This is a genomic window from Nocardia sp. NPDC050175 (genome assembly GCF_044459885.1).
Classification (GTDB): domain Bacteria; phylum Actinomycetota; class Actinomycetes; order Mycobacteriales; family Mycobacteriaceae; genus Nocardia.
The window spans coordinates 428,861-453,975 of sequence record NZ_JBITJI010000005.1; the positions used below are offsets into that span (position 1 = coordinate 428,861).

Below are 25,115 nucleotides of genomic sequence, written 5' to 3' on the forward strand. Positions count from 1 at the left end.
TCACCCGGCGGCATGGCCACCGATACCGCTCCCCGGCGTGAGGTCGGTGAGCGGGGCGGATCCCTAACTTGTAGATCATGAGCACAACGACCAACGCAGGGCCCGCAGCGGCGCGGTCCGCACAGGCCGCAGGCGCCTCCCTTTCTTCTTCCGGCACAACCAGTTCCGCGACCCGGCGGGCCGCCGCACTGACCGCCGCGGCGTTGACCACCATGGCGGCCGGCATCTTCCTGGCGCCCGCGCCACACGCCGCGGCGGCGAGCGCGCCCGCTCCGATGGAGAGCGCCATGGCCAGCACGGCGGTTGCCGAACTGACCTCGGGTGGTCCCGGTTCGGTCGCCGCTATCTCGGACGACTTCACCGCACAGTTCGGCTATCGGCCGAGCACCGTCGACGGGCTGGTGGTGAATCCGCAGGGTGACTGCTCGTCGCCGGTGACGCTGCCCGCCGAGTTCGAGACCGCGTGCAAGGCGCACGACCTTGGCTACGACCTGCTGCGCTACGCCGACCAGCACGGCGAACCGCTCGGACCATGGGCGCGGCAGGCGCTGGACAGCACCCTCGATCGGCATATGCACGAGTCGTGCGACAGCCGGGTCGATTCGTTTTCGCGGGCTCGGTGCAATGCCATGGCCTCGATCGCGAGCACCTTCGTCGATCTGAATTCGCAGCGTCAGGGCTACGGTGCGCCGGTCGTCGAGTCCGGTCTCGGTGTGGTCGAGGCTGATTCGACCACCAACTGGACGGCGCTCGGGGTGCTCGGGGCAGGCATGGTCGGGCTCGGGGCGGTGCTCACGGTGCGGAACAGGAAGCGGAGTCCGTCGACCGGCGGTTCGGCGATGAGTGGCGCTGCGGCACTGGGGGTTCAGCGATGACGAGCACGCAGTTCAGACCTGTCGGCGCATTCGGTTTCGATGATCTGCGGGCGCGAACTCCGCTGCGGCCGTATGAAGCTCGCTGGCGACTGGCGGGCACCGCGGCATCGGCTGCGGTGCAGCGTCTCTCGCGGCCGCGGATCGGGACGACGCTGGCGATCGGGGTAGGCGCGCTGGCGTCGTTGGTGCCGGGACTGCTGCCGCGGACGCCGGGCGCGCAGGCGATGCTGACCGGATTGCTGATTGGGCTGACTTTGGGGATCGCGGGGATCGTTCGATTCGTGGTGCGGCGCTGCGGTTTCGATATCAATCGCAGGTTGCCGCAGGTTCGGCTGCCGTTGCTGATCGTGATGTCGGCGTTGGTTGCCGGCGCGGCCGCGCTTGCTGGGCATTGGCAGAACAAGTTGCGGGCGGCGATGAGCACGGCTCCGATCGAGGCCGACTACTGGCTGCGGTGGTTGATCGAGGCGGTGCTGATCGTCGTTATGTTCGTGGGGATTTCGCGTGGGGCGGGTTGGGTGCTGCGCAAGTTGCGATGGGCGCGTGGGGTTTCGCTGGTCGCGGCCGTGGCGGCGTTTCTTTACCTCGTCGCGACGCCCATGGTGGTCGGGTGGCGGCAGGCGGCGTATGCCGGTGCCAATGCGGCGCTGGATCCGGCTCTGGTGCAGCCGATCTCGGACTCCTCGGGTAGTGCGGAGTCGGCGGTTAGCTGGTCGTCGCTCGGTGCCGAGGGACGGAAGTTCGTCAGTGGTGCGGGACCGGACCGGGTGTACGTCGGGGTGGAATCGGCGCCGGATCTGGAATCCCGTGTCTCGCTGGCCGTTCGGGAACTGGACCGCTCCGGCGCCTTCGCGCGCTCCAACTTGGTGGTGATGGTGCCGACCGGTTCGGGCTGGATCGACAGCAATGCCGTGCGCGGCTTCGATGAGCGCTTCGGCGGCGATGTCACCCTCGTCGGCCTGCAGTACTCGTACGCGCCGAGCTGGGTGACCTTCGTGTTCGGCCGCGATCAGGCGGTCACCGCCGCGCACGAACTGTTCACCGCCGTCGAGAACCGGATCCGCACGCTCACCCACAAGCCCAACCTCTACCTCTACGGTCAGAGCCTCGGCGCCCTCGGCGGCAGCTCGGTCTTCGCCGACGACGCGGACCAGGACCGACGCACCTGCGCCGCCCTCTGGGCCGGACCGCCCGCCGGGCAGGTCCATCACGCCGGCGCGACCGTCCTGTCCAACAGCTCGGACCCGGTGGTCCACTGGTCCCCCGCCCTGCTGTGGCGCGCGCCCGACCTGACCGGCACCCGCCTGGATGCCCCACTGCCCCAGTGGCTTCCGGTCCTCAGCTTCGTCCAGACAACCGCCGACCTGCTCGCAGCCCTCGACGCCCCCGCGGGCCACGGCCACCGCTACGGCACCGACCAGGGCACCGCGATGGGCACGTGCTGACCGGGTCGAGTGCGATCGCGTAGAACGTGTTCTAATTGCCGACATGGCCTTTGTCATCGACGCCACCGTGGATATCGACGCGCCCGCCGACCTCGTCTGGCAGGTGATCACCGACTTCCCTCGCTACGGCGAGTGGAACTCCTTCGTCAGCGAATGCAGCAGCTCGTTGGTTCCCGGCGAGCCGATCGACATGCTCGTGCACCTCGGTCCTCGCCCCCGCCGCCAACGCGAATTCATCCGCTCGCACACCCCGGGCCGCGAACTGAGCTACTCGATGAAGCGGGTCCCGCTCGGCACCCTGCACAGCCTGCGTTCGCACACCCTCACCCCACTCGACGGCGACCGCACCCGCTACGAGTCCCACTTCGAACTCGCAGGCTGGCTACATCCCGTAGTGGTAGCCCTGCTCGGCAAGCACCTCCAACGCGGCTTCGCCGGGATGACCTCAGGCATCAAAGATCGAGCCGAGTTCCTCCGCGCCAACTGACCATCTCCGCGCCCACGCATCCATGATCAGGGGCGGAGGTGGGCCAGAGCGGCATCGAGGGCGGCGTCGGCGTAGGACTCGGTGAGGCCGCCGAGACCGAGAGACCAGCGGCTTTGAATAGGCCCGAGCAGTAGGTCGGTGGCGATTTCCAGGTCCAGATCGGAGCGGAGTTCGCCGGATCGGACGCCTGCGCTGAGGCGGTCGGCGAGGGCGGCGCGTTGCGGAAGTAGGAGGCGTTCGCGGTAGGCCGCGCCGATTTCGGGGTCCTGTTGGATCTCGATGTACATGGCGCGGAGGAACGCTTCGAAGGCCGGGTCGGTGAGGGCGGCGACCGAGCCGCGGAGCAGGGAGCGCAGGTCGGCGGCGATGTCGCCGGTGTCGGGGAGTGCGAGACCGTCCGGACCGGAGTCGAGTTCGAGCATCGCGTCGAAGACAACCGCGCCCTTGGACGGCCACCAGCGGTAGATGGTCTGTTTGCCGACGCCGGCGCGGGCCGCGATGGCCTCGACGCTCAGTTTCGCGTAGGGCAGTTCGCGGATGAGCTCGGTGGCGGCGGTGAGGATCGCGGCGCGGGCGCGTTCGCTGCGGCGGGCGACGCTGGGAGTGTCGGGCACGTGGTCAGCGTAACATCAACGAGACGATACGTCTCGTATTGACATGAGTCGGTCCGCTTGGCATTCTCGCTTAAACGAGACGGCGCGTCTCGCGACGAAAGGATCTCCCCCAAATGACCAGAACATGGTTCATCACCGGCGCCAACCGCGGACTCGGCCGGGCCTGCACGCTGGCCGCGCTCGCCGAGGGTGACCGCGTCGTCGCGACCGTTCGTGACCCGCGATCCATGGCCGACCTCACCGATGACCGACTCACCGTGCTGCCGTTGGACGTTCGCGACCGTGACGGCGTAATCGCCACCGTGGACAAGGCTTTCGCGCTGATGGGCACGATCGATGTGATCGTGAACAACGCGGGCTACGGCCTGGTCGGCGCGATCGAGGAACTCACCGAGGCGCAGATCCGCAACCAGATGGACACCAATTTCTATGGCGCCCTGTGGGTTTCCCAGGCGTCCTTGCCACACCTGCGCGCCAAGGGCTCCGGTCACATCGTACAGATCTCGACCGTCGGCGCGGTCGGCAGCCTCCCGCTGTTCGGCCTGTACAACGCGAGCAAGTGGGCGCTGGAAGGATTCAGCGCCTCGCTCGCCGACGAACTGCGACCGTTCGGCATCGCCGTCACCCTCGCCCAGATGGGTGGCTTCGACACCGACTGGGCGAAGACGAGCATGCAGTTCGGCACCGGACTACTGGCCTACCAGGAGCTACGCACCGGGATCCTCGGCATGCCGGACTACCCGGACCCGAGCGCGCCACCGCCCACGACCGACTACGAATCCGAATGGAAAGAGGCCGCACCGGAGGTCGGCGCGGCAGGACTCATCGCCCTGGTGAACGAGACCGATCCGCCGGTCCGCAAAGTCATCGGCCCCGGCGCTCATCACATGGTCGCGATGGCCTTGGACCAGCGGCGCCAGGACTACTTGAAAGACCCCGAATTCACCTGGCCTGCCTGACAATTCGGGTAGACGCCCGGGATGCCGACAATGCCTGAAACCGACTTCGCACACCCTCGGGACTTCGCACAGGCGTCAGCTAGCTGGCCGATGTGCGAAGTCCCAAGCAGGCGTGCAGAGTTCGACGGCCCGTCAGGCGATGGGACCGCGGGCGGCCTCGTACGCTGCGCCGACGCGGTACAGCCGGTCGTCGGCGAGGGCGGGGGCCATGATCTGGAAGCCGACCGGCAGGCCGTCGTCCTTGCTCAGCCCGGACGGGACCGACATGGCGGGGTGACCGGCCAGGTTGGTGGGCAGGGTGCACAGGTCGGACAGGTACATGGCCAGCGGGTCGTCGACCTTCTCGCCCAGCTTCCACGGGGTGAACGGGCTGGTCGGCGAGACGAGTACGTCGACCTGCTCGTAGGCCTTGTCGAAGTCGCGCGCGATCAGCGTGCGGACCTTGAGCGCCTGGCCGTAGTAGGCGTCGTAGTAACCGGCCGACAGCGCGTAGGTGCCGATCATGATGCGGCGCTTGACCTCCGGGCCGAACCCGGCGGCACGGGTGGCCGCCATGACCTGCTCGGCACTGTGCGACCCGTCGTCACCGACGCGCAGGCCGTAGCGCATCGCGTCGAAGCGCGCCAGGTTCGACGACACCTCGGACGGCATCACCAGGTAGTAGGCCGACAGCGCGTATTCGAAGTGCGGACAAGACACTTCGATCACCTCGGCGCCGAGTTCCTTCAGCACCGCGACGGCGGCATCGAAGGATTCGAGCACGCCCGGCTGGTAGCTGTCGGAGTGAAGTTCCTTCACCACACCGACTTTCACGCCGCTCAGGTCGCCCTTGGCGCCTTCGCGGGCCGCGGCGACGACCGGCGGCACCGGCACGTTGCGCGAGGTGGAGTCGCGCGGGTCGTAACCGGCGATCACCTCGTGCAGCAGCGCGGTGTCGAGCACCGTCCGTCCGCAAGGACCGCCCTGGTCCAGCGAGGAGGCGCAGGCGACCAGGCCGTAGCGGGAGACCGTGCCGTAGGTCGGCTTGGTGCCGACGGTCGCGGTCACCGCGGCGGGCTGCCGGATCGACCCGCCGGTGTCGGTGCCGATGGCGAGCGGCGCCTGGTTCGAGGCCAGCGCGGCCGCGGAACCGCCGCCGGAGCCGCCGGGGATCCGGGTGGTGTCCCACGGGTTGCGGGTGGGGCCGTAGGCCGAGTTCTCGGTGGACGAACCCATCGCGAACTCGTCCATGTTGGTCTTGCCGAGGATCGGGATGCCCGCCGCGCGCAACCGGGTGGTCAGCGTCGCGTCGTAGGGCGACACCCAACCCTCGAGGATCTTCGATCCACAGGTAGTCGGCATGTCGGTGGTGGTGAAAACGTCCTTGAGCGCCAACGGAACTCCGGCCAGCGGCGACGCGGGCGCGGCACCGGAGCCGATCGCGGCATCCACCGCGGCCGCGGCTTCGAGCGCCTGCTCCCCCGCGACGTGCAGGAACGCGTGGTACTCGCCGTCGACCTGGGCGATCCGATCCAAATGCGCCTGGGTGACCTCCACCGAGGACACCTCACCGCCGTGAATCTTGTCGGCCAGTTCGGCAGCAGACAAGCCGGTCAGGTCGCGCCCACCCGTCGCCCGACCACCGCCCCCCATCGAATCGCTACGCGATGCTTCACTCATTGGGACTCTCCCAGGATCTGCGGAACCACGAACTTCTGCTCCTCGGCGGCCGGAGCGCCGGACAGCGCTTCCTCCGGGGTGAGGCAGGGCACGACCACGTCGGGTCGGGTCACGTTCGTCGTCGGATTCGGCGACGCGGTGGCCGGGACATCGGCGGCGGCGACCTCGGAAATGGTCCGCACGTGGCTCAGGATCGAATCCAGCTGACCGGCGAACTGATCCAGTTCGGCTTCGGACAGCGCGAGCCGGGACAGCCGGGCGAGGTGTGCTACCTCGTCACGGGAGATGGCGGGCACCGCGGGACCCCTTTCGGCTTCGGTTTCAACAGTGGGGATCGCGTCGCTGGGACGCAATAGGATACGGCCCGTCCGATGAGACAGGGCATATCCAACCGGTACAGCCTAGCCACCGCCGCCGACACCACACCGACCGGCCGCCCATGCCTCCGCCCAGCGCGATCGCATCGCACGACCGCAACGGGATACGGCCTCGCCGACCGGATATGACGCGTCCAAGCGGTGCACGCTCGCCACCGGCAACCCGCCGCCACATCTCGACCCGGCACGGATCGCGACGCTGGGACACAAAGGAATACGGACTAATCGACGGAACATCGCATATCGGGCGCAGCCTAGCCACAACAGCGCGACACCCGGCGATCCTGTCCGAGCCCGGCGGTAGGCTAGCCGGGCCGCGCACGGCACTGATTCGTCGATACGGTTCGACGACACGGTTTCCGAACTAGCTCGACACGCCGTATTGTCACGAAATCGCCGCGTGGCGTACATCACTGGCCGTACTTCGAGTCGATTACTGGGGCGCGGGGGTGTAAGTATTGCGTGACCCGGGTATCCGTTCAGAGCCTCGGCCGCCCTAGGAAAGGAACGCACGTGTCGTATCTGCTCCGCGTGCAACTTCCGGATCGACCGGGAAGCCTCGGTGCCCTCGCGCTCGCACTCGGCTCCGTCGGCGCCGACATTCTCTCGTTGGACGTGGTGGAACGCGGCGCCGGTTTCGCCGTCGACGACCTCGTCGTCGAGGTGCCGCAGGGCGCGCTGCCCGACACTCTGATCACCGCCGCCGAATCGATCGGCGATGTGCGCGTCGACTCCATCCGCCCGTACTCCGGCGTGCTGGACACCCACCGCGAACTCGAACTCATCGACCAGGTGGCCAGCGCCAAGGACGACCGGCTGCAGGTGCTCGTCGACGGCGTGCCCCGGGTGCTGCGCGTCGGCTGGAGCACCATCATCGACATGGGCCCGCAGGGCGCCTACCGCGTGGTCGGCAGCCCGAGTGCGCCGGAAACACAAGCGGGTTCGGCCCCGTGGATGCCGCTGGAGAAGCCCGCCATCCTCGACCCCGAGTCCGACTGGGTCCCCGAGATCTGGCGCGACATGGACACCAAACTCGCCGCCGCGCCCCTCGGCAACACCGGCAAGGTGCTGCTGCTCGGCCGCCCCGGCGGCCCCGACTTCCGCCCCTCGGAAGTGGCCCGCCTCGGCTACCTCGCCGGCATCGTCGCCACCGTCCTCGGCTGACCGTTCACCAAAAGCGCACGCGCCGAACAGGACACAAGAGCAGAGACGCCCTCATGTCCCGTTGGACGTCAGCCCTCCAGGTCCAGGCGGAGGACGGTGAGGAGTTCGCCTGAGGGGGTATACCAGTCGCGGTCGGGGGTGGGGATGAAACCGAAGCGGTCGTAGATGCGGCGGGCGTCGGTCATGGCGGGCATCGTGGTCAGGGCTACGGCTTGGAAGCCTTCCGCCTTCGCGATGTCGATCACGGTGCCTACCAACGCAGATCCCGCGCCGAGCCCGCGCGCCGACTTCGATACGGCGAGCATGCGGAACTCGAGTTCGCCGGGCCGCGCGATCTCCGCGTACGGCGTGCCGGGACGAGCGACGGTGAGCGATCCGGCAATCCGATCGGCATGCGTTGCCACCAGGAGCTGGGCGGATGCACCGCGATGCGCGGTATCGGCCAACTCGGCCGCGTACGGGGTGTCCGGCCGAACAAACCCTTCGCCGACATAGACCTCGACGGTGAGCTCACCGATTGCCGCGTACTCGTCCGGGCGGGCCATCCGGATCACCAGACCCGCCTTCTCGGCACCGATACCTGCCTTCGCATCCATACCAGGCATCGTGCCATCCGACGTAGAACGGTCTACGTCACACATGCCTTCGTCAGGATCCGAGACTCGGCCGGGCGCCGGGATGCGCGATCTGCCAGCGTTCCGGCTTGCCCGCCGGGTAGACGACGGTGATGAGATCGCCGATCGACGGCCAGGCGTTGACGTCCCAGGCAAAGCGCCCGTAGACCACGGTCCCCTGCACCGTCGGGCCGGTCACGTTGCCGGTGATGGTCACGAACTGCTCGCCGACCAGGTCGTCCGGCCGCGGGCTCACGCCGGTGACATAGAGCGTGCCGGTCTCGCCCTGCGCGGGCCGAAAGCTGCCGCGGCCGCGCAGATAGACCGCGACCACCCCGACCAGGGCGACGATCATGATCAGCAGCATTCCGAACTCCAGCATTGCCCCATGCTATTGCGCCCGGCGGGCAACCTCGCGCACCCGCCGGTCGCTACACCGTGGCGAGCTCGCTGGTGCCGTGTTCGGTGCGGCGAACCTGCCAGACCACGCTGCGGGTGCGCGCGGAACGCCCGTTGCCGCGATCGATCAGGGCGCGGTTGTTCGTGGTGTAGATCAGTTGGGCGCCACGGGAATTGGTTTCCGGGTTCTGGAACAGCTGGATCAGCCGGTCGGTCTCCTCGGCGGGTAGCTGCGCGCCGATGTCGTCGATGGCGAGGACACGGCCGGAGTCGAGGGCGTCGAGCATGGTCGGCAGCACACGCAGCAGCGACTGGGTCGCGGCGGATTCATCGGTGATGTCGAACGGGTTGACGATGCCGTCGTGCACCAGGCCGAGGCCGACACCGCGCCGCGCCACCATCCGCGCGTACAGCACGTCCCTGGCGGCCTTCAGGTTGGTCAGCTCGCGCTCGAGCAAGACGGGCGTGAAACCGTTCTCCTGCAGCAGCCGGTCGGCGAAGTCGGGCGAGGTGGCGCACAGTTCGATCTGCTTGCCGAGCGCGGCGATATCGGCGTCCAGGTCGCGCAGGTAGTCCGCATACATCGGATCGTTCTCCGCGATGAGCAGATCGGTGATGCCCAGTTCGGCGGTGCGCAACAGCATGAGCAACCGCGCCGCGTTCTCCGGCGACCGGGAGATGTGCCCGCCGAGCCGATGCGCGATGGCGGCCGGGTCGGCCGGGCCGAGCTGCACCTCAAGCATCGACTCGAACCAACGATAGGCGGGCACCAGTGCGTCGGCATACATCTGCCCAGCGAGACTGAGCAACAACGCATTCGGGCGCACCAGCGGCACCAGCGCGGCGATCCCGTAGCGCGCCGCCTCGAACATCGGCCCGATCTTGATCTGTTCACCGTTGCGCTCGAACACGATTCGCTTGCGCGAGCGCGGCTGGGTGTAGAGCCACTCGGCCGTCACATCGGCGTTGTCGAGCCGGAAGCCGTAGGTGTAGGGCACCCCCTCGGCGACGAAGCCCGCCACGAATTCCGAAGGGCGGTCCGGGAATCCGAGATGTGGCGAGCGTGCCGGCCCGGCGTAGGGATCCCAGCCGGTCACCGAGTGCAGTACCGCGTCACGCATCTGCCCGAGCGCATCGATCAGGTTCGTCTTGCCCGCCGCGGCGGCACCGTGGATGGCGGTCACCGGTACCGCGACCGGTCCACCTCCCTTGGTCAACCGCAATTCCTGCCCCTCGGCCAGCGATCTGTGATTCGTCACCTGAAAACTGCGCAGCATCCCGACATCCTTTCGTCCCCGCCGGCACGCCGCGACAGCAGGGCTTGCCCGTCGGTACCGCGGACAGGCCGAAAACTATTCATAGCCAATATGCATAGAGCAAGCGTCAGCGGTTGGCGAAGGCTGATCCCCCGACAAAGACGCTGGTTACGGGTTAGCATGCTGGACGCCACGACTTGTTCGTGTGCCGTTATTGCTGGAAACGTTCGAAACTGATGGGTAACGATAGGTATGACGGTTCGTCGTCTTGTAGTCCGAAGCTCCGTCGCCGCGGCCATCGGCTTGGGGTCGATAGTGGTCGTCGCGCCGCAGGCCGTCGCCGAGACCTGTCCCGACGGCTCGGCTCGCATCTTCTTCGCCAATGCCGAACCCAGCTGTCAGACGGGGAGCGCGAGCTACAGCGCGGAGACGATCTCGAAGGTGTGCTCGATGACGGGGGCGGATGTCGTCGCCGAGGCCACCTACCTCAACTCCAAGAAGAAGCCGGTCACCACCCGGCTCGACCTGAGCAACGGCACCTGCGGGCGATTCGTCATCGCGGGCCAACTGAGCGCCACCGTCTCCGTCACGCCCAACTGACCACCGCTGCGCACTCTGCCGCACACTGCCGCGGATCATCGGCCGCCGTCGCGCTCGATTCAGCGTGCCGCGCACGGAATTGCCAGCAATTTCGTGCGCGCGAGGCGACAACGCGCGCCCCGTGGGCCGACGACGTCGCTGACCCCGGCTCACCGCTCGCGCAGGAGCAAGGCGCTGTCGCCGAACTCGTGCCAGAGGTATCCCGTGTCCAATGCCGCCGAATAGGCCTCGTGGACGGTGTCTTCGCCTGCCACCGCGACCAGTAGATCCAGGTGTGAAGCGCCGGGTGCGTGCCAGCCGGTGATCAGCCCGTCGACCACCTGGGCCGGGCGATCGTCGCCGAGGACCAACTCGGTCCAACCGTGTGCCGCATGAACACGACCCGTTGAGTCCGCAGCAGTCTCCAGGGCTCGGGTCACCGTGGTGCCGACCGCGATGATGCGACCGCCCGCAGCTTTCGCGTCGTTAACCGTGCGGGCGGTCGAATCCGAGACGACGAAGCGTTCTGGACTCGGTGGTTCGCCCGCCTCCGGCGAGGACACTCCCGTGTGCAAGGTGATCGGTGCGATCCCGACACCGGCCGCAATCAGGTCGAGAACTAGACGTTCAGTGAACGGTCTTGCCGCGCTGGGCATTTCCGCACTGCCGGGAATGCGACCGAAGACCGTTGAGTAGTAGGACGCGGACCATCGTTGCGGCACATAGGAATAGGTGATCGGGTAGCCGTAAACCTCCAGCAGGCAACGCGGATCGGTAGTCACGTCGACGACCCACAGGCGACGCGCACCGGCCAGCCAAGGTTCACGAAGGGTGGCTCGCGCACCCTCTGGCAGCTGAATGATCATTCCTGCCGAAAGCTCGTGCGCCGGATAGGGAGTGCGCGCGGTAGTGCGAACCTCCACCACCCAGCCGCCGTCGTCCAGCCAGGTCGCGAAGTGCAGGGCGATCGGTTTGCCCGCCATCCGGCCATCGACAGCCGCGGCGAGCGTTGCCGAATTGTTCACCACCACAAGGTCACCCGGCCGCAGGTGCCGCGGCAGCTCCCGGAATTGCGCGTGGGTGAGGCGATCTCCGGCGACGAGCAGGCGGACCTCGTCACGGGCCAGTCCGCGCGCCTCCGGCGGGGCGACGGCATTGCGTTCGGGTGGCAGGACGAACGAGCGCTGCGCCAGCGTGACCGTCATGAGGCGCGACCCACTGCGAAATCGCTTGCGGCATAACGGGCGTTCTTAGGTTTCTCGTCCAATAGTCGCAGCAGCGCGGGCACTACCGTGTCGGGTTCCGGCCGATCGGAGATGTCGTCGCCGGGGAAGGCAGCCTGGTGCATCTCGGTCCGCATGTCGCCCGGATCGAACGCGTAGATGGACAGTTCAGGATGCTCGGCGCCCAGGATCGCGGTGAGCTGATCGAGCGCCGCCTTCGACGAACCGTAACCGCCCCATTCGGGATACGGCTCGATCGCGGCGTCGGAGCTGATGTTCACCACGCTGCCGCCCGGCGCGAGCAGCGGGAGCGTGAACTGCAATATCGCGAGCGGCCCGAGGACATTGGTCCGGTAGACCAGTTCGAGCTCGTCGAGCGGATAGTCGGCGAGCCGGACCAGCGGGCTCGGCCCGAGCCTGCTCGCGTTGTTCACGACCAGCACGAGTTGCCCTGCGCTCCTTGCTGCTTCGGCCAGCAGTGCGCGATGCGCCGGGTCGGTCACGTCGCCAGGAATCGCGATGAACGCGGCGCCGAGTTCCTCGGATACCCGCGCCAATCGTTCGGGCCGTCGGGCGGTGCCGATCACTCGCCACCCGCGTTGCACGAGTGCGCGACTGAGCGCCAGCCCGAAACCGGCGGACGCGCCGGTGATCAGTGCGGTGGGACGAGCCATGAGAACCTCCTGGTAGTTGCCTACCGGTCCATCCTCATACCTGAAGCGAAGTTGAGGTCAAGCGCTGTTCGCCGACAGGCGAATACCGCTTGCTCGCTTACTCTTCCGCTTCGGCATCCTCGCTCGCCGCAGCGGGCGTCACCGCCTCCGGACCGGACTCCAGCAACAACCGGAATCCGTCCTCGTCGAGGATCGGCACACCGAGCTCCTCCGCCTTCGCAGCCTTCGTGCCCGGCGAATCACCGATCACCACGAACGCCGTCTTCTTCGACACCGATCCAGCGGCCTTGCCGCCGCGGAGCAGGATCGCCTCCTTGGCACCGTCGCGCGAAAACCCTTCCAGCGAGCCGGTTACCACGATCGACAGGCCTTCGAGGGTGCGCTCGATGGACTCGTCGCGTTCGTCGGCCATCCGCACGCCCGCATCGCGCCACTTGTCCACGATCTCGTGATGCCAGTTGACGGTGAACCATTCCGCAACCGCGGCGGCGATGGTGGGTCCGACGCCGTCGGCGGCGGCCAGTTCCTCGGCCGAGGCCTCCTGGATCCGATCGAGGCTGCCGAATTCGCGGGCGAGCACCCGGGCCGCGGTGGGGCCGACGTGCCGAATGGACAGCGCGACGAGCACCCGCCACAGCGGCCGGCTCTTGGCCGTGTGCAGGTTTTCCAGCAGCCGCCTGCCATTGGCGGACAGTTCGCCGTCCTTGTTGGCGAACAACGTGGTGGTGAGCAGTGTTTCTGCATCGAGGTCGAACAGGTCGCCCTCGTCTGCGATCGCACCCGACTTCAGCAGATCATTGGCGGCCTCATAGCCGAGCGACTCGATATCGAAGGCGCCGCGACCGGCGACATGGAACACCCGCTCGCGCAGCTGCGCCGGGCAGAACTGCTGGTTGGGGCAACGGATGTCGACGTCGCCCTCCTTTTGCGCCGCCAATTCGGTGCCGCACGCCGGGCAGTGCGTCGGCATCACGAATTCGCGCTCGTCGCCGGTGCGCGCGTCGACCACCGGGCCGAGCACCTCCGGGATCACGTCGCCCGCCTTGCGGATGGTGACCGTGTCGCCGATCAGCACGCCCTTGCGCTTGACCTCCGAGGCGTTGTGCAGGGTGGCCATCGCGACCGTCGAGCCCGCGATGGAGACCGGTTCCATCACCGCGAACGGGGTGACCCGGCCGGTGCGGCCGACGTTCACCTCGATGTTCAGCAGCTTGGTGGTCGCCTCTTCCGGCGGGTACTTGTAGGCGATCGCCCAGCGCGGGGCCCGCGAGGTGCTGCCGAGCCGACGCTGCAGCGCCATCTCGTCGACCTTGATCACCTGGCCGTCGATCTCGTGCTCGATATCGTGGCGGTGCACGCCCCAGTACTCGACGCGCTCGATGACGGCGTCGATGCCCTGCACCAGCTTGGTGTGCTCGGACACCGGCAGGCCCCACGCGGCCAGCGCGCGGTAAGCCTCGTGCTGCGAGGCCGGGGCGTACCCCTCGATGCGGCCGAAACCGTGGCAGATCATCCGCAGCCTGCGGCGCGCGGTGACCGACGGGTCCTTCTGCCGCAGCGAGCCTGCCGCGGTATTGCGCGGATTGGCGTACGGCGGTTTGCCTTCGGCCACGATCGACGCGTTGAGCGTCTCGAAATCCTCGAGCCGCATGTACGCCTCGCCGCGCACCTCGAGCAGCGTGGGGAGCGGGAATTCGCCGGTCGGCGTCAGCTCTCCGGGGATGTCCTCGATGGTGCGGGCGTTGAGCGTGACGTCCTCGCCGGTGCGTCCGTCGCCGCGGGTGGCGCCGCGCACCAGCCGCCCGTTCTCGTAGACCAGGTTGAGTGCGACACCGTCGATCTTCACCTCGCACAGATAGTGCAGATCGGTGCCGGTCTCGACCTCCACCCTGGTCGCCCAGGTGCGCAGCTCGTCGAAGTCGAACACGTTGTCCAGCGACAACATCCGCTCGAGGTGGTCGACCGCGGTGAAGTCGGTCGCGAATCCGCCGCCGACCAGTTGGGTCGGCGAATCGGGAGTACGCAGATCGGGATGCGCCTCCTCCATCGCCTGCAACTGCCGTAGCAGCGTGTCGAACTCACCGTCGGTGATGATCGGTGCGTCCCGCACGTAGTAGCGGAACTGATGCTCGCGCACCTCGTCCGCCAGTCGCTGCCACTCGACGCGCTGCTCCGCCGTCGCCGGGGCCGCCGCGCTCGCGTCATTGTTCACCGCACCGCTGTCACTCACCCAACGCACATTAGCGGAGCCCACCGACATCTCCCGGCAGTGTTCCCGCACGTCGCAGCACTGAATGGCGGCGAGGTACGGCAAGCGGGTCAGGCGAGGCCCGACGGCTCCTCGAAGGTGAGCGATTCGGGGTCTTCGGCGTAGGCGCGGGCGACCTCGGTGGCCAGGCTGACGGCCTTGCGCGCCCAGGTCAGTGGCGCGTTGCCGAGCCCGCAGGCGGGGCTGACCAGGACCTGGGTGGCCAGGGTGGTGCGGGCGAAGCCGAGGCGGTCGATGAGGCGGACGCCGGGTTCGGCGATGTCGCGCCAGGTCGGCGGGGTGGCGGGGGCGGTGGTGGGGACCAGGCCGAGAACCAGATGTTTGCCGGCGTCGAGGATTTCGCCGATGCTGTCGAGGTCGCGGGTGGCGATCGTCGCGATATCGAATCCGATTGCGGCGGCGGTACTTCGGCGGAGGAAGGCGAGGGCGGGCGGTTGGGCGCAGCTGTGGACGAGCACCGGCAGGGACTGTGTGCCGATGACGGTGTCCAGGATGGCGAGGGCTTCGGGTTCTGGCATCGAGCGGACGCTGTCGAGCATGCTGACGCCGCTCAGCGAGCCTTCGAGGACGGCGGTCAGCGACGGTTCGTCCAGTTGCAGAACGACTTCCGCGCCGAGTCGTTTGCGGACCTCGGCGACATGGTTCACCAGGCCCTCGGCGAGGGATTCCGAAAGATCGCGCAGCGCACCGGGATCAGTGACCGCGAGGTGCCCGCTCGGCAGCTCGACCTGTGCGGCGAGGGTCAACGGACCGGCCACCTGCAGCTTGACGGGTCGGCCGGAGCCTGCCAATCCCGCTGTCTCCCAGGCTTCTTCGAGTGCGTCGAGGTCGCCGCGGAGCAGATCGCGGGCCCGCCGCGATACGCCCCCTGGCCGCGGCGCGAGCCGGTATCCGCGGGTGGTGGTGTCGAATCGCATGTCGACCAGCAGCGCCGACATGCGGCCGATCATGTCCGCGCCCGCGCCGCGACTCGGAAGTTCTGCCAGGTGTGGCAGATCCGGCAACTCGCCGAGCACGGTGGTGGCGGCCTCACGGGCGTCGGTGCCCGGCCAGGAACCTACGCCGGTCGCGATCCCGCCGCGCAATCCGGACTTGTCCTCGGCGTCGCTCGCTCGGTCGATTTCTGTGCCTTTCGCGTTCTGGTACACCGTTGTCCGCTTCCTCAGTCGATCGTGGTGCGCGCCACCGGATACCCGGTCGCGGTCAGATCAGTGTGCGCGCAGGCGGATTCGCCGACCAGCCGCGCGGCGGACGACCACGCCGGCCTGCAGTCTCGGCAGGTCGGCGCGGGGTTCACCGCGTGGCGGCGGACTCCACGTCGCTGTCGATCGCCACGCTGTCGGTGCCGGAGATTGTTCCGCTACCGATCACCATGTCCCCCAGCTCATCCGGGCGATACAGCACGACCGCCTGGCCGCGCGCGACACCGGTCAGCGGCTCACGCAGCCGTACCGACAGGCCCTCGCCCACCGCCTCGGCAATCGCGGGCGCCGTGCCACCGTGCGCGCGCACCTGTACGACGCACTCGATCGGCCCGTCCGGTGCGGCACCGGAGGTCCAGATCGCGCGCTCCGCCTCGATGCCCCACACCTGCAGGTCCTCGACCGAGCCGACCCGGACGGTGCCGGAGTCGGGATCGATGCCGGTCACGTAGCGCGGCTTGCCGTCGGCGGCCGGGCCGGGCAGCCCGAGTCCCTTGCGCTGACCGATGGTGAACCCGTGCACGCCTTCGTGATCCGCGAGCTTCTGACCGTCGGCATCGACCACGGCACCCGGCCGGATGCCGATCTTCGCGCCGAGGAACGCCTGGGTATCGCCGGACGGAATGAAGCAGATGTCGTGGCTGTCCGGCTTGTTCGCGACGGCCAGCCCACGCTCGGCGGCCTCTTCGCGGATCCGCGGCTTCGGGGTGTCACCGACCGGGAACATGGCGCGCGACAGCTGCTGTGCGTTCAGCACTGCGAGCACGTAGGACTGGTCCTTGTCGGCGTCGACGGCCCGGCGCAGCACGCCGTCGTCGAGCCGCGCGTAATGACCGGTGACCACCGCGTCGAAGCCGAGCGCGAGCGCGCGATCGGCCAGGGCGGAGAACTTGATCTTCTCGTTGCAGCGCAGGCACGGGTTCGGCGTCTCGCCGGCCGCGTAGGCGGCAACGAAATCGTCGATCACGTCTTCCTTGAAGCGCTCGGCGAAATCCCAGACGTAGAACGGGATGCCGAGCACATCGGCGGCCCGCCGCGCGTCGCCCGCGTCCTCCTTCGAGCAGCAGCCACGCGACCCGGTCCGCAACGTGCCCGGCGACGCGGACAGCGCGAGATGCACGCCGACCACCTCGTGACCAGCGTCGACCGCACGTGCCGCCGCCACCGCCGAATCAACACCACCACTCATCGCGGCAAGTACTCGCATCAAACACCTCCCTTCGCACCGGCCAGACCCGCAGCCCTGGCCCGATCAACCACCTGGGGCAAGACACCCAACAGCGCGTCCACATCGGCACGAGTCGAGGTGTGCCCCAATGAAAATCGCAGCGACCCGCGGGCCTGCCACTGTTCGACACCCATCGCGATCAGCACGTGGCTCGGCGACGCGACACCCGCGGTACACGCCGATCCGGTCGAACACTCGATCCCCGCCGCGTCCAGCAGCATCAGCAGCGAATCGCCTTCGCAGCCAGGGAAAGTGAAGTGCACGTTGCCGGGCAGCCGCCGTTCGCCGGGCGCGCCGTTGAGCACCGCGTCCGGCTCGATGGCGAGCACGCCGTCGATCAGCGCGTCCCGCAGCGCGGTCAATTCCGCAGTGCGGGTGGGCAGTTCGATCGCCGTCTGGTGCAGCGCGGTGGCCAGGCCGACCGCGGCCGCGGTATCCGAGGTGCCGGAACGGAGGTCGCGTTCGTGCCCACCGCCGTGCAGCAGCGGCACACACGGCACCTGCCTGCCGAGCAGCAGCAGGCCGACGCCGTGCGGCCCGCCGACCTTGTGCCCGGCGAAACTGGCCGCCGACAACCCGCTCGCGGCGAAGTCGATCGGCAGCTGCGCCGCCGCCTGCACCGCGTCGCTGTGCATGGGCACGCCGAATTCCTGTGCCACGGCGGCCAATTCACCGATCGGCTGGATGCTGCCGACCTCGTTGTTCGCCCACATGACGGTCACCAGCGCGACGTCGTCGGGATCGGCCGACAGCGCGGCCCGCAGTGTGCGTGGCGAGACGACGCCCTCGGCGTCCACCGGCAGCCAGGTGACCCTGGCCCCTTCGTGCTTCTCCAACCACTCGACCGCGTCGATCACCGCGTGATGTTCGACCGAGCTGACGATGATCCTGGTCCGGCGCGGGTCGGCGTCCCGGCGTGCCCAGTAGATGCCCTTGACCGCCAGATTGTCGCTCTCGGTCCCGCCGGAGGTGAAGATGACCTCCGAGGGCCGGGCGCCCAGATCGGCGGCGATCGACTCGCGCGCCTCCTCCAGCGTCCGCCGGGCGACGCGGCCCGATCCGTGCAGTGACGACGCGTTACCCGCCATCCCGAGCGCAGCCGTCATCGCCTCGATGGCGGCAGGCAACATCGGAGTGGTGGCCGCATGATCGAGGTAGACCGTATGGGCCGCCGCACCGTGGACCGGACCCGAAAAAGCCGCCTTCATGACCAATAAAGCCTATCCCAGCCTTGACCTGCGCATCTTGGGGGTATCCCCTCGCTGCCTACGTTTATCTACGACTCACCCACGATGCGCAACAGGCCGACCGTCTTCCGGTATTCCCGAAACCCGCGTGTCCAGGCACTCGGCGGCCGTGTCCCGGACCGGCGGTGGCGTCGTTGCGTCGCATGGATGTCACACCCGTGGGTGCCGCGTCGTCTATCAGGCAACCAGGCAGACAAGCTGCTGAAAGAACAAAGGATCGGTCGATGAACGTCGCCTACTACATCGTTGGTGTGCTCGCTGCCCTGTGGATCGGGTTCTCGGGGTACTCGCTGGCTTCGCAGAAGCAGTTCGTTGTCGAGCCGCTCGAGCAGTACGGGGTGCCGCGGGCATGGTGGAACTGGCTGGCCCTGGCCAAGTCGGCGGGCGCGCTCGGCTTGATCGTCGGCTTCTTCATCCCAGCCATCGGCATCGCCGCGGCCGTGTGCTTGATCGCGTACTTCTTCTTGGCGTCGGCAACAGCCATCCGGGCCCGCTCGTACCAGACCGCGATCTTCCCGGTGCTGTACCTGGTCCCGGCCGCCGCCACCCTGGCGTTGCAACTCGCTCGGTAGTGCGCAGGACAAAGCAGCCGCAGGCAATTGCCTGCGGCTGCTTTGCGTTGGTGACTGCTCAGACCGTCTCGACCCGGCGGCCGCGGCCGCGCAGGATGGGGCGAATACGGCGGGGTGGCCTGCGGACCTCTGGGGCGTCCGAGGCGACCGACGGGTCCTGGACTCGGGTCTTGCCTGCCTCGATCCAGACCGTGGCGTCGAGCGCGCCGTGGCGGGACTGTTCCGCGCCGCGGATCGCGGCCTCGCAGCGGCGGGCCAGATCGCGGCGATCAATGCCGGGCCGCTGGACCGTTTCGAGCACGACCTCGGCGACCATGCCGCGCGAGCGGAGCACCCGGCGGGCGGACGAGGCGAAGGTGTCCTCGCCGACGAAGCCGGGGACCGTGCACTGGACGCCGTGCCGATCCAGGTAGCGCAGTCGCACCGGCTGGACCGGAGTCCCGGTGTCGACCGCCGCCTGGAACAGCGCGGGCCGCATGCTGCCGTACGCGCGACCGCACCAGGTGGTGCCCTCGGGGAACACCGCGATCCGCTCGCCCGCAGTAAGCCTGGCACTGATCTGCGCGATCACACCGGGCAGCGCGCGCAGCTTTTCCCGTTCGATCGGGATGACCCGCATCAGCGTGGCCAGCTTGCCGAGCACCGGCCAGTCGACCATGTCGGCCCGGGCGACGAAGCCGAGCGGCTGCACCGCGGCGAGCGCGACGATATCGGTCCAGCCGATGTGCCCGACGACGACCATGACGCCGGTACCGGACGGCCCGTAAACGGCGGGCGCGGTGCTGCCCTCATCGACAGCACCGCGCTCGTTCGGGTCGATCCGGCGATCGACGACCCGCAATTCCATGCCGAGACAATTCAGCAGCGTGCGCGCGTAACCGCGCTGTAGACGTTCCCGCTTGCCCTGTGGCGTAACCAGATTCACCATCGGGAAGCTGACAAGCAGCCCGGCTACGCCGAGCAGTCGGCCGATCACCCGGCCGGTGCCGACCTGGTCGATCGACTCGATGCAGCCGGGCCCACACGGGCTCGACGGCATCCACGCGTGTGCGGTGGCCTGTGCGGGCGGCGCGTCGAAGACCACGGTCCTCACCGTCCCCCGTCGAAGGTCGCGGCGGCGTCTTGTAATCGGTTCAGGTACCGGGTGTTGATGGTGTCGAGCCCGAGGATGGCGACGAAGTCGGCGACCCCGAAGTCCGGGTCGTGCGCGGGCTCGCCGCAGATCTCCGCGCCGAGGCGCAGGTAGCCGCGCAGCAGCGGCGGCAGCTTGGGGCGCGCGGGCGGTGTCATGTCGTCGAGGGTCTTGCCGTCGACGACCACCGGGCGAATCGGGTGCACCCGCTGTTCCGGATCTGAGGCGTGCCTGCCGAGCAGCAGGTCGCGCACGCCGCGCACGTTCACGCCGGGTTCGTCGGTGGGGCTGTCCTGCATCGGCACCGAGACGCAGCCCATCACCCAGTCGTAACCGGTGAGCTGGATGTAGTGCAGGATGCCCGCCCACATGAGCGTGAGCACCGAGCCGTTGCGGTGGTCGGGCACGACGCAGGCGCGGCCCATCTCGACGATCCGGCGACCTGCCGGATCCAGTTGGGAGAGATCGAATTCCGTGGCCGTGTAGTAACCGCCCGCCGCGGCGACCTTGTCCGGCGGCAGCATCCGGTAGCAGCCGACGAAGTCTTCGGTCAGGTCGTCACGGACCAGCAGGTGATCGCAGTGCTCATCGAATCGGTCGGCGTCGAGGCCGGTGCCGTTGTCGGGGATGTGGAATCCTGGCTCGCTCGCGAACACTCCGTAGCGCAGTCGCTGCGCCGCCGCGCGGTGCTCTGCGTCGGACGAGACGACCAGCGAGTACCGTGACCGTTCCACCCCGGAGTCCGTCGAGCGCGCCGGGGCTGTCAACACGGACGTAATAGTCATATCGTCAATGAACCCAGCCGGACACTGCGCTGGAGCAACCCCGAAGTGTCCCCGCGATGCCGGTTTAGTGAACGAGACGATGATCACACCGAGCGTTCACCGGACCGTCGCGCCCTGTTCGCGCCCTCGCGCCGCAACCGCGTCTTTTGCCTGATCAACGCTTCTCGGCGAACACATTTCGACATTCGGCGGCCGTCGCGAAAGAGCCGCATCGCGAGGTCTTCGCGATGCGGCTACGGGCGTACGAGCGGGGCGTTAAGCCGCGGTTCGTTCCGCTTCGCGGGCCGGCTTGGCGACCTTGTTCACCTCGGCGAAGCCGGGGCGGCCGGTGCCGATGAAGGCGATCAGCCAGGAGGCGACCGCGGCGAAGCGGTTGCGGAAACCGACCAGGTAGAACAGGTGCACCGCGAGCCACATGAACCAGGCGATCAGGCCGCGGAAGGTGATCTTGTCGTTCAGCTTGGTCACCGCGCTGAACCGGCTGATCACCGCCATGCTGCCCTTGTCCCAGTACTTGAACGCGGTGCCCGCCTGCTTCTTTCGGCGAATGATGTCGGCGGCGTGCCTGCCCTCCTGCATGGCCACCGGCGACTGGCCCGGGTAGCCGTTCAGGGAGGTCATGTCGCCGATCGCGTAGATGTCGGCGTAGCCACCGACGGTCAGGTCGGGATTGATCAACAGCCTTCCGGCCCGGTCGGTTTCGACGCCGGTGGCCTCGGCGAGCACCTTCGCGAACCCACCGACCTGCACGCCCGCCGACCAGACGATCGTCTCCGCCGCGATGCCGCGCTCGACGCCGCTCTTGTCCTTGACGGTGACCTTGCCCTCTTCGATATCGGTGACGAAGGTGCCGAGCAGCACGTCGACGCCGGTGCGGGTCAACGACTTCTTCGCGTACTCGGACAGTCCGCCGCCGAACGGGGGCAGCACCTCGCCGGCGCCCTCGACCAGGGTGACCGAAACTTCTTGGTGGTAGTACCTTTTCGCGAGTTCCTTCAGCTGACCGGCCACCTCGACGCCGGTCGCGCCCGCCCCGACCACCACGAAGCTCAGCAGCCTGCGCTTGGTCTCCTCGTCGGCACCCGCCGCCTCGGCGAAGACCCGTTGGATCTGCGCGCGAAGCAGTTTCGCGTCGTCGATGGTCTTGAGCGAGAAGGTCTTCTCGGCGAAATCGTCACGGCCGAAGTAGGACTGGCTGGCACCGGTGGCGGCGATCAGCGAGCCGTACCGGATCCGGCGCTGCTCGCCGTTCTGCTCATAGGTGACGATCGCCTTATCGGGATCGATGGCGACCACCTTGCCGAGGCGCACATCGGCCTCGCGGTGGCGGCGCAGAATGGCGGCGATCGGCGGCGCAATCTCCTCCGATGCCAGCACACCGGTCGCTACCTGGTACAACAACGGTTGGAACAGGTGCTCCGGCGTGCTGGAGATCAGCACGTAATCGATACCCGACTTGGCAAGTTGCTTGGCGGCGGAGAGTCCGCCGAACCCCGATCCGACGATGACGACACCCGCGGTTTCGATTCCCGCATCCACGTACTGCATGACAGCCTCCTTCTCTCATTACCAACCGTCATCGGGAACGAGGATATTTCAGGAGTTAGGGCGCATAATTCAGATGACTCTTATCTCGATCCGTCATTAATCGGAGGCGCTGTGGAACTTCGGCAGCTCACCTACTTCGTGGCCGTCTGCGAGGAGCTCAGCTTCAGCGGTGCGGCCGCGAGGTGCTTTATCTCACAGTCCGCGATCAGCCACCAGATCTCCCGGCTCGAGCGCGACCTAGGCGTGCAATTGTTCGAGCGTTCGACAAGATCAGTGGTGGCCACCGACGCCACCGCACGGCTACTTCCCCTCGCGAAACAGATGCTGAGCCTGGAGTCGGCGATCCGGGCGGCGGTGCGGACCGTCGGCCCGCGGATCCGGCTCGCCGCCAACATGTCCTTCGCGACCAGGTCGCTGTCGGCGATCGCGGGTGCCCGCGCGACGCACCCCGAGGCGGAGATCGAGTTCGTGATCAAACCGTTCCGGCAGCGGATCACCGCGGTGGCCGACGGCGACTGCGATCTCGCGCTCATCCGCGGCAGCGTCGATCAACCGGGGCTGGAGGTGGAGCAGCTGTGGGTCGAGGATCTGGTGATCGCGACCTCGAGCGCGCATCCGTTGGCGACCAGGGAGACGGTGACGCTGTCCGATCTGAGCAGGTATCCGTTGCTGCTGCCGCCGGAGCAGGAACAAGTGTTGCTGCACACGGTGATTCGGTCCGCGTTCGCCGAGTTGCCCACCGGGCCGACGTTCGGGCCACCGATTCCGCCCGATCACACCGCGACCCTCGAACTGATCAACCGGCCGGACGCCTGGACGGTCCTCTACGCCGAAAGCTCCACCGAGGGTCTGGTCGTCCTGAAACTAGCCGACGAGAAGCTCCGCATCCCGGTCTCCGCGGTCCTGCGCAGCGACGTCCGCCGCTCCCCCATCCTCACCACCCTGCTCGCCGGACTGCACCGCCACTGATCGACGGAACGACCCCGAGCGTGGGCCCGGGGTCGTTCGCTATGAATCCTGCAGTGCACGAGCTGGTTTCACTCAGGCGTTCTCCCGAGCGAAGCTGCGGGCACCGATCACCATGAGTACCAAGGCAACCGCCACGGTGATGCCGGTGCCGAGGTAGACATCGGTGCTACCGAAGTCGCCGCGGAACAGCGCCCGGGCGGCATCGACGGTGTGCGAGAACGGATTCACCTTCGCGATGTACTGCAACCAGTTCGGACCGACGGTCATCGGCAGCAGGATGCCGGACAGCAACGTGACCGGCAGCGTCACACTGTTGAGCACGGAGGCGAGCGTGCCTTCCTCTCGCGCCCAGAGCCCGAGCGCGTAGGACGCGGCCGCGAGACCGGCGGACATCACCGCGATCAGCAGCACCGAAAGCACCAAACCCAGTGGGTCCGGCCGCAATCCGAACGCCAGCACCGCCACCCCGACCAGGACCAAGGCCTGCACGATCAGCACCGCCATGTCCTTGAGCACTCGGCCGAGCAGTAGCGCACCCCGATCCGCGGGCGTAACCCGTTGCCGTTCGATGACTCCCGCACGCAGCTCCGAAATGATGGCGAATCCGGCGTACAGCGAACCCATCAGCCCGGTCTGGATAACCAGTGCGGGAGTGAGGATCTTCCAGGGATCGACGTCGCCGAGCGAGGGCGCGATTCCCTTGATCAACGGACCGAACAGCACCAGATACAGGATCGGCTGGGACAGCCCGATGATCACCCACATCGGGTTGCGCAGGTTGGACCGCAGTTGGGACCAGAAGATCAGTCCGGTGTCGTGCGCGAACCTCATGACCGATTCCCTTCTCGCAGTGAACGTCCGGTGATAGTGAGGAAGACATCGTCGAGGCTCGGCCGTTTGACGGTGATCGCGCCCGGCGTGATCCCCTGCTCGTCCAGCGCGCGCAGCAAGGGAACGACCGCCGCATCGCCCCGCTCGACCGTCAGGTGCACCACCGTTGCGCCCGCGTCCGCCGCGCGGACTCCCGACCGCACGTCGAGCACCGTTTCGGCCACCCGCAGCGCGAGATCGGCTTGCTCGTCGGCGATTTCGAGGCTGACGACATCGCCGGAGATCCGTCGCTTGAGTTCGTCGGGCGAGCCCTCGGCGACGACGACACCGTGGTCCATCACCAGCAGCCGATCACACAGCGCGTCGGCCTCTTCCAGATAGTGCGTGGTGAGCACGACCGTGGTGCCCCGATCCCGCAGTCCGCGAATGTGTTCCCACAGGTTGGCCCGGCTCTGCGGATCCAGCCCGCTGGTCGGCTCGTCGAGGTAGATGAGTTTCGGGCCGTGCATGAGGCCGAGCGCGATGTCGACCCGCCGCCGCTGGCCACCGGACAGCTGGGCGCATTTGCGCCCACCCAGTCCGTCGAGGTCCAGCGCCGCCATCAGCTCTTCGGCATTTCGTAGCGCCTGCGTCTTGGTCAGACCGAAAAGCCTTGCCTGCAGGACCAATTCGTCGATGACGAGTTCGACGTCGTTGCTCATGCCGCCCTGCGCGACATATCCGATGCGCGAACGCACGGTCCGCGCCTCGGTGCGCAGATCGGCGCCGGAGATGGTCGCCTCGCCCGCGGTCGGCCCGAGCAGCGTGCTGATCATCCGCAGCGTAGTGGTTTTGCCCGCGCCGTTCGGGCCTAGGAGACCGAGGATTTCGCCGTCGTGCACGGCGAAATCGACCCCCTTGACCGCCTCGACGGGACCGGTTCTGGTGTTGAAGGTTCGGGCAAGCCCACGCACCTCGATGACCGCGGTGCGTGTGCGGCCACGAACAGTGTCGATCGTTTCCACACC

25 protein-coding genes are annotated in these 25,115 nt (G+C 67.8%); 8 read left to right on the top strand and 17 right to left on the bottom strand.

All coding sequences use genetic code 11. The annotated features are described in order from the left end of the window. Nucleotides 1–77: 77 nt before the first annotated feature. From ACIBK2_RS19770 to ACIBK2_RS19780, 3 genes are read left to right on the top strand one after another with little or no spacing between them, the layout of a single operon-like run. A complete protein-coding gene (locus ACIBK2_RS19770) occupies nucleotides 78–875 on the top strand; it encodes a hypothetical protein (protein ID WP_396968970.1) in 798 nt (265 codons plus the stop codon). Further along, nucleotides 872–2,320: an alpha/beta-hydrolase family protein gene (locus ACIBK2_RS19775; protein WP_396968971.1), complete on the top strand. Its 1,449-nt coding sequence runs from the start codon at nucleotides 872–874 to the stop codon at nucleotides 2,318–2,320. Before ACIBK2_RS19770 ends, ACIBK2_RS19775 begins: the two co-directional genes overlap by 4 nt. A 43-nt stretch (nucleotides 2,321–2,363) precedes the next feature. Then, nucleotides 2,364–2,807: an SRPBCC family protein gene (locus ACIBK2_RS19780; RefSeq protein ID WP_396968972.1), complete on the top strand. Its 444-nt coding sequence runs from the start codon at nucleotides 2,364–2,366 to the stop codon at nucleotides 2,805–2,807. A 26-nt stretch (nucleotides 2,808–2,833) separates the two neighbouring features. On the opposite strand, the gene ACIBK2_RS19785 is transcribed toward ACIBK2_RS19780, so the two are convergent. Beyond that, entirely contained in the window at nucleotides 2,834–3,421 is a 588-nt protein-coding gene (locus tag ACIBK2_RS19785; RefSeq protein ID WP_396968973.1) for a TetR/AcrR family transcriptional regulator, read from the bottom strand. Nucleotides 3,422–3,534: 113 nt separating this feature from the next. Between ACIBK2_RS19785 and ACIBK2_RS19790 the strand changes: the two genes are divergently transcribed. Further along, nucleotides 3,535–4,380: an SDR family NAD(P)-dependent oxidoreductase gene (locus ACIBK2_RS19790; RefSeq protein WP_396968974.1), complete on the top strand. Its 846-nt coding sequence runs from the start codon at nucleotides 3,535–3,537 to the stop codon at nucleotides 4,378–4,380. A 132-nt stretch (nucleotides 4,381–4,512) separates the two neighbouring features. Here the strand turns inward: ACIBK2_RS19790 and gatA are convergent, their stop codons facing one another. Beyond that, nucleotides 4,513–6,039, bottom strand: a complete 1,527-nt coding sequence (gene gatA / locus ACIBK2_RS19795; RefSeq protein ID WP_396968975.1) for an Asp-tRNA(Asn)/Glu-tRNA(Gln) amidotransferase subunit GatA — start codon at nucleotides 6,037–6,039, stop codon at nucleotides 4,513–4,515. Then, nucleotides 6,036–6,335 carry an Asp-tRNA(Asn)/Glu-tRNA(Gln) amidotransferase subunit GatC gene (gatC, locus tag ACIBK2_RS19800; protein WP_379287913.1) on the bottom strand — a complete coding sequence of 100 codons (300 nt, stop codon included), beginning with the start codon at nucleotides 6,333–6,335 and terminating at the stop codon, nucleotides 6,036–6,038. Before gatC ends, gatA begins: the two co-directional genes overlap by 4 nt. A 594-nt stretch (nucleotides 6,336–6,929) precedes the next feature. Between gatC and ACIBK2_RS19805 the strand changes: the two genes are divergently transcribed. After that, nucleotides 6,930–7,580: an amino acid-binding protein gene (locus ACIBK2_RS19805; RefSeq protein ID WP_379287915.1), complete on the top strand. Its 651-nt coding sequence runs from the start codon at nucleotides 6,930–6,932 to the stop codon at nucleotides 7,578–7,580. 68 nt (nucleotides 7,581–7,648) lie between these two features. Here ACIBK2_RS19805 and ACIBK2_RS19810 read toward each other — a convergent pair whose 3' ends face one another. The 3 genes from ACIBK2_RS19810 to ACIBK2_RS19820 are packed head-to-tail and all read right to left on the bottom strand — an operon-like array spanning nucleotide 7,649 to nucleotide 9,870. After that, on the bottom strand, nucleotides 7,649–8,176 hold the full coding sequence (locus ACIBK2_RS19810) for a GNAT family N-acetyltransferase (protein ID WP_396968976.1): 528 nt from the start codon (nucleotides 8,174–8,176) through the stop codon (nucleotides 7,649–7,651). A gap of 52 nt (nucleotides 8,177–8,228) precedes the next feature. After that, a complete protein-coding gene (locus tag ACIBK2_RS19815) occupies nucleotides 8,229–8,576 on the bottom strand; it encodes a hypothetical protein (protein WP_396968977.1) in 348 nt (115 codons plus the stop codon). Between the two features lie 49 nt (nucleotides 8,577–8,625). Then, nucleotides 8,626–9,870, bottom strand: a complete 1,245-nt coding sequence (locus ACIBK2_RS19820) for an ATP/GTP-binding protein (RefSeq protein WP_396968978.1) — start codon at nucleotides 9,868–9,870, stop codon at nucleotides 8,626–8,628. A 231-nt stretch (nucleotides 9,871–10,101) separates the two neighbouring features. On the opposite strand from ACIBK2_RS19820, the gene ACIBK2_RS19825 reads away from it, so the two are divergent. Continuing rightward, nucleotides 10,102–10,449, top strand: coding sequence for a hypothetical protein (locus ACIBK2_RS19825; RefSeq protein ID WP_396968979.1), 348 nt, complete (start codon nucleotides 10,102–10,104; stop codon nucleotides 10,447–10,449). A gap of 149 nt (nucleotides 10,450–10,598) precedes the next feature. Here ACIBK2_RS19825 and ACIBK2_RS19830 read toward each other — a convergent pair whose 3' ends face one another. The 6 genes from ACIBK2_RS19830 to ACIBK2_RS19855 form a co-directional block, all read right to left on the bottom strand. After that, nucleotides 10,599–11,633 carry an S-adenosylmethionine:tRNA ribosyltransferase-isomerase gene (locus ACIBK2_RS19830; RefSeq protein ID WP_396968980.1) on the bottom strand — a complete coding sequence of 345 codons (1,035 nt, stop codon included), beginning with the start codon at nucleotides 11,631–11,633 and terminating at the stop codon, nucleotides 10,599–10,601. Continuing rightward, the gene (locus ACIBK2_RS19835; RefSeq protein WP_396968981.1) at nucleotides 11,630–12,325 is read right to left on the bottom strand and encodes an SDR family oxidoreductase; all 696 of its coding nucleotides are present in this window, start codon (nucleotides 12,323–12,325) and stop codon (nucleotides 11,630–11,632) included. Before ACIBK2_RS19835 ends, ACIBK2_RS19830 begins: the two co-directional genes overlap by 4 nt. Before the next feature lie 97 nt (nucleotides 12,326–12,422). Continuing rightward, complete coding sequence (gene ligA, locus ACIBK2_RS19840; RefSeq protein WP_396969228.1) at nucleotides 12,423–14,537, bottom strand: NAD-dependent DNA ligase LigA; 2,115 nt, start codon at nucleotides 14,535–14,537, stop codon at nucleotides 12,423–12,425. Nucleotides 14,538–14,644: 107 nt separating this feature from the next. Further along, on the bottom strand, nucleotides 14,645–15,679 hold the full coding sequence (locus ACIBK2_RS19845; RefSeq protein WP_396969229.1) for a methionine synthase: 1,035 nt from the start codon (nucleotides 15,677–15,679) through the stop codon (nucleotides 14,645–14,647). Nucleotides 15,680–15,887: 208 nt separating this feature from the next. After that, nucleotides 15,888–17,003 carry a tRNA 2-thiouridine(34) synthase MnmA gene (gene mnmA / locus ACIBK2_RS19850; protein WP_396968982.1) on the bottom strand — a complete coding sequence of 372 codons (1,116 nt, stop codon included), beginning with the start codon at nucleotides 17,001–17,003 and terminating at the stop codon, nucleotides 15,888–15,890. Then, on the bottom strand, nucleotides 17,003–18,232 hold the full coding sequence (locus tag ACIBK2_RS19855; protein ID WP_396968983.1) for a cysteine desulfurase family protein: 1,230 nt from the start codon (nucleotides 18,230–18,232) through the stop codon (nucleotides 17,003–17,005). The genes mnmA and ACIBK2_RS19855 overlap by 1 nt, the downstream gene beginning before the upstream one ends. Before the next feature lie 263 nt (nucleotides 18,233–18,495). Between ACIBK2_RS19855 and ACIBK2_RS19860 the strand changes: the two genes are divergently transcribed. Further along, the gene (locus tag ACIBK2_RS19860) at nucleotides 18,496–18,843 is read left to right on the top strand and encodes a DoxX family protein (protein WP_396968984.1); all 348 of its coding nucleotides are present in this window, start codon (nucleotides 18,496–18,498) and stop codon (nucleotides 18,841–18,843) included. A gap of 58 nt (nucleotides 18,844–18,901) precedes the next feature. Here the strand turns inward: ACIBK2_RS19860 and ACIBK2_RS19865 are convergent, their stop codons facing one another. The 3 genes from ACIBK2_RS19865 to ACIBK2_RS19875 form a co-directional block, all read right to left on the bottom strand. Further along, nucleotides 18,902–19,936, bottom strand: a complete 1,035-nt coding sequence (locus ACIBK2_RS19865) for a lysophospholipid acyltransferase family protein (RefSeq protein WP_396968985.1) — start codon at nucleotides 19,934–19,936, stop codon at nucleotides 18,902–18,904. After that, nucleotides 19,933–20,760 (bottom strand): GNAT family N-acetyltransferase, encoded by an 828-nt coding sequence (locus ACIBK2_RS19870; RefSeq protein ID WP_396968986.1) that lies wholly within the window; start codon nucleotides 20,758–20,760, stop codon nucleotides 19,933–19,935. The genes ACIBK2_RS19865 and ACIBK2_RS19870 overlap by 4 nt, the downstream gene beginning before the upstream one ends. A gap of 255 nt (nucleotides 20,761–21,015) precedes the next feature. Continuing rightward, nucleotides 21,016–22,308: an NAD(P)/FAD-dependent oxidoreductase gene (locus ACIBK2_RS19875; RefSeq protein WP_396968987.1), complete on the bottom strand. Its 1,293-nt coding sequence runs from the start codon at nucleotides 22,306–22,308 to the stop codon at nucleotides 21,016–21,018. Nucleotides 22,309–22,419: 111 nt separating this feature from the next. Between ACIBK2_RS19875 and ACIBK2_RS19880 the strand changes: the two genes are divergently transcribed. Next, on the top strand, nucleotides 22,420–23,277 hold the full coding sequence (locus tag ACIBK2_RS19880) for a LysR substrate-binding domain-containing protein (RefSeq protein WP_396968988.1): 858 nt from the start codon (nucleotides 22,420–22,422) through the stop codon (nucleotides 23,275–23,277). A gap of 72 nt (nucleotides 23,278–23,349) precedes the next feature. Here the strand turns inward: ACIBK2_RS19880 and ACIBK2_RS19885 are convergent, their stop codons facing one another. Next, entirely contained in the window at nucleotides 23,350–24,108 is a 759-nt protein-coding gene (locus ACIBK2_RS19885; RefSeq protein WP_396968989.1) for an ABC transporter permease, read from the bottom strand. Beyond that, on the bottom strand, nucleotides 24,105–25,112 hold the full coding sequence (locus ACIBK2_RS19890) for an ATP-binding cassette domain-containing protein (RefSeq protein ID WP_396968990.1): 1,008 nt from the start codon (nucleotides 25,110–25,112) through the stop codon (nucleotides 24,105–24,107). Before ACIBK2_RS19890 ends, ACIBK2_RS19885 begins: the two co-directional genes overlap by 4 nt. Between the last annotated feature and the right edge of the window lie 3 nt (nucleotides 25,113–25,115).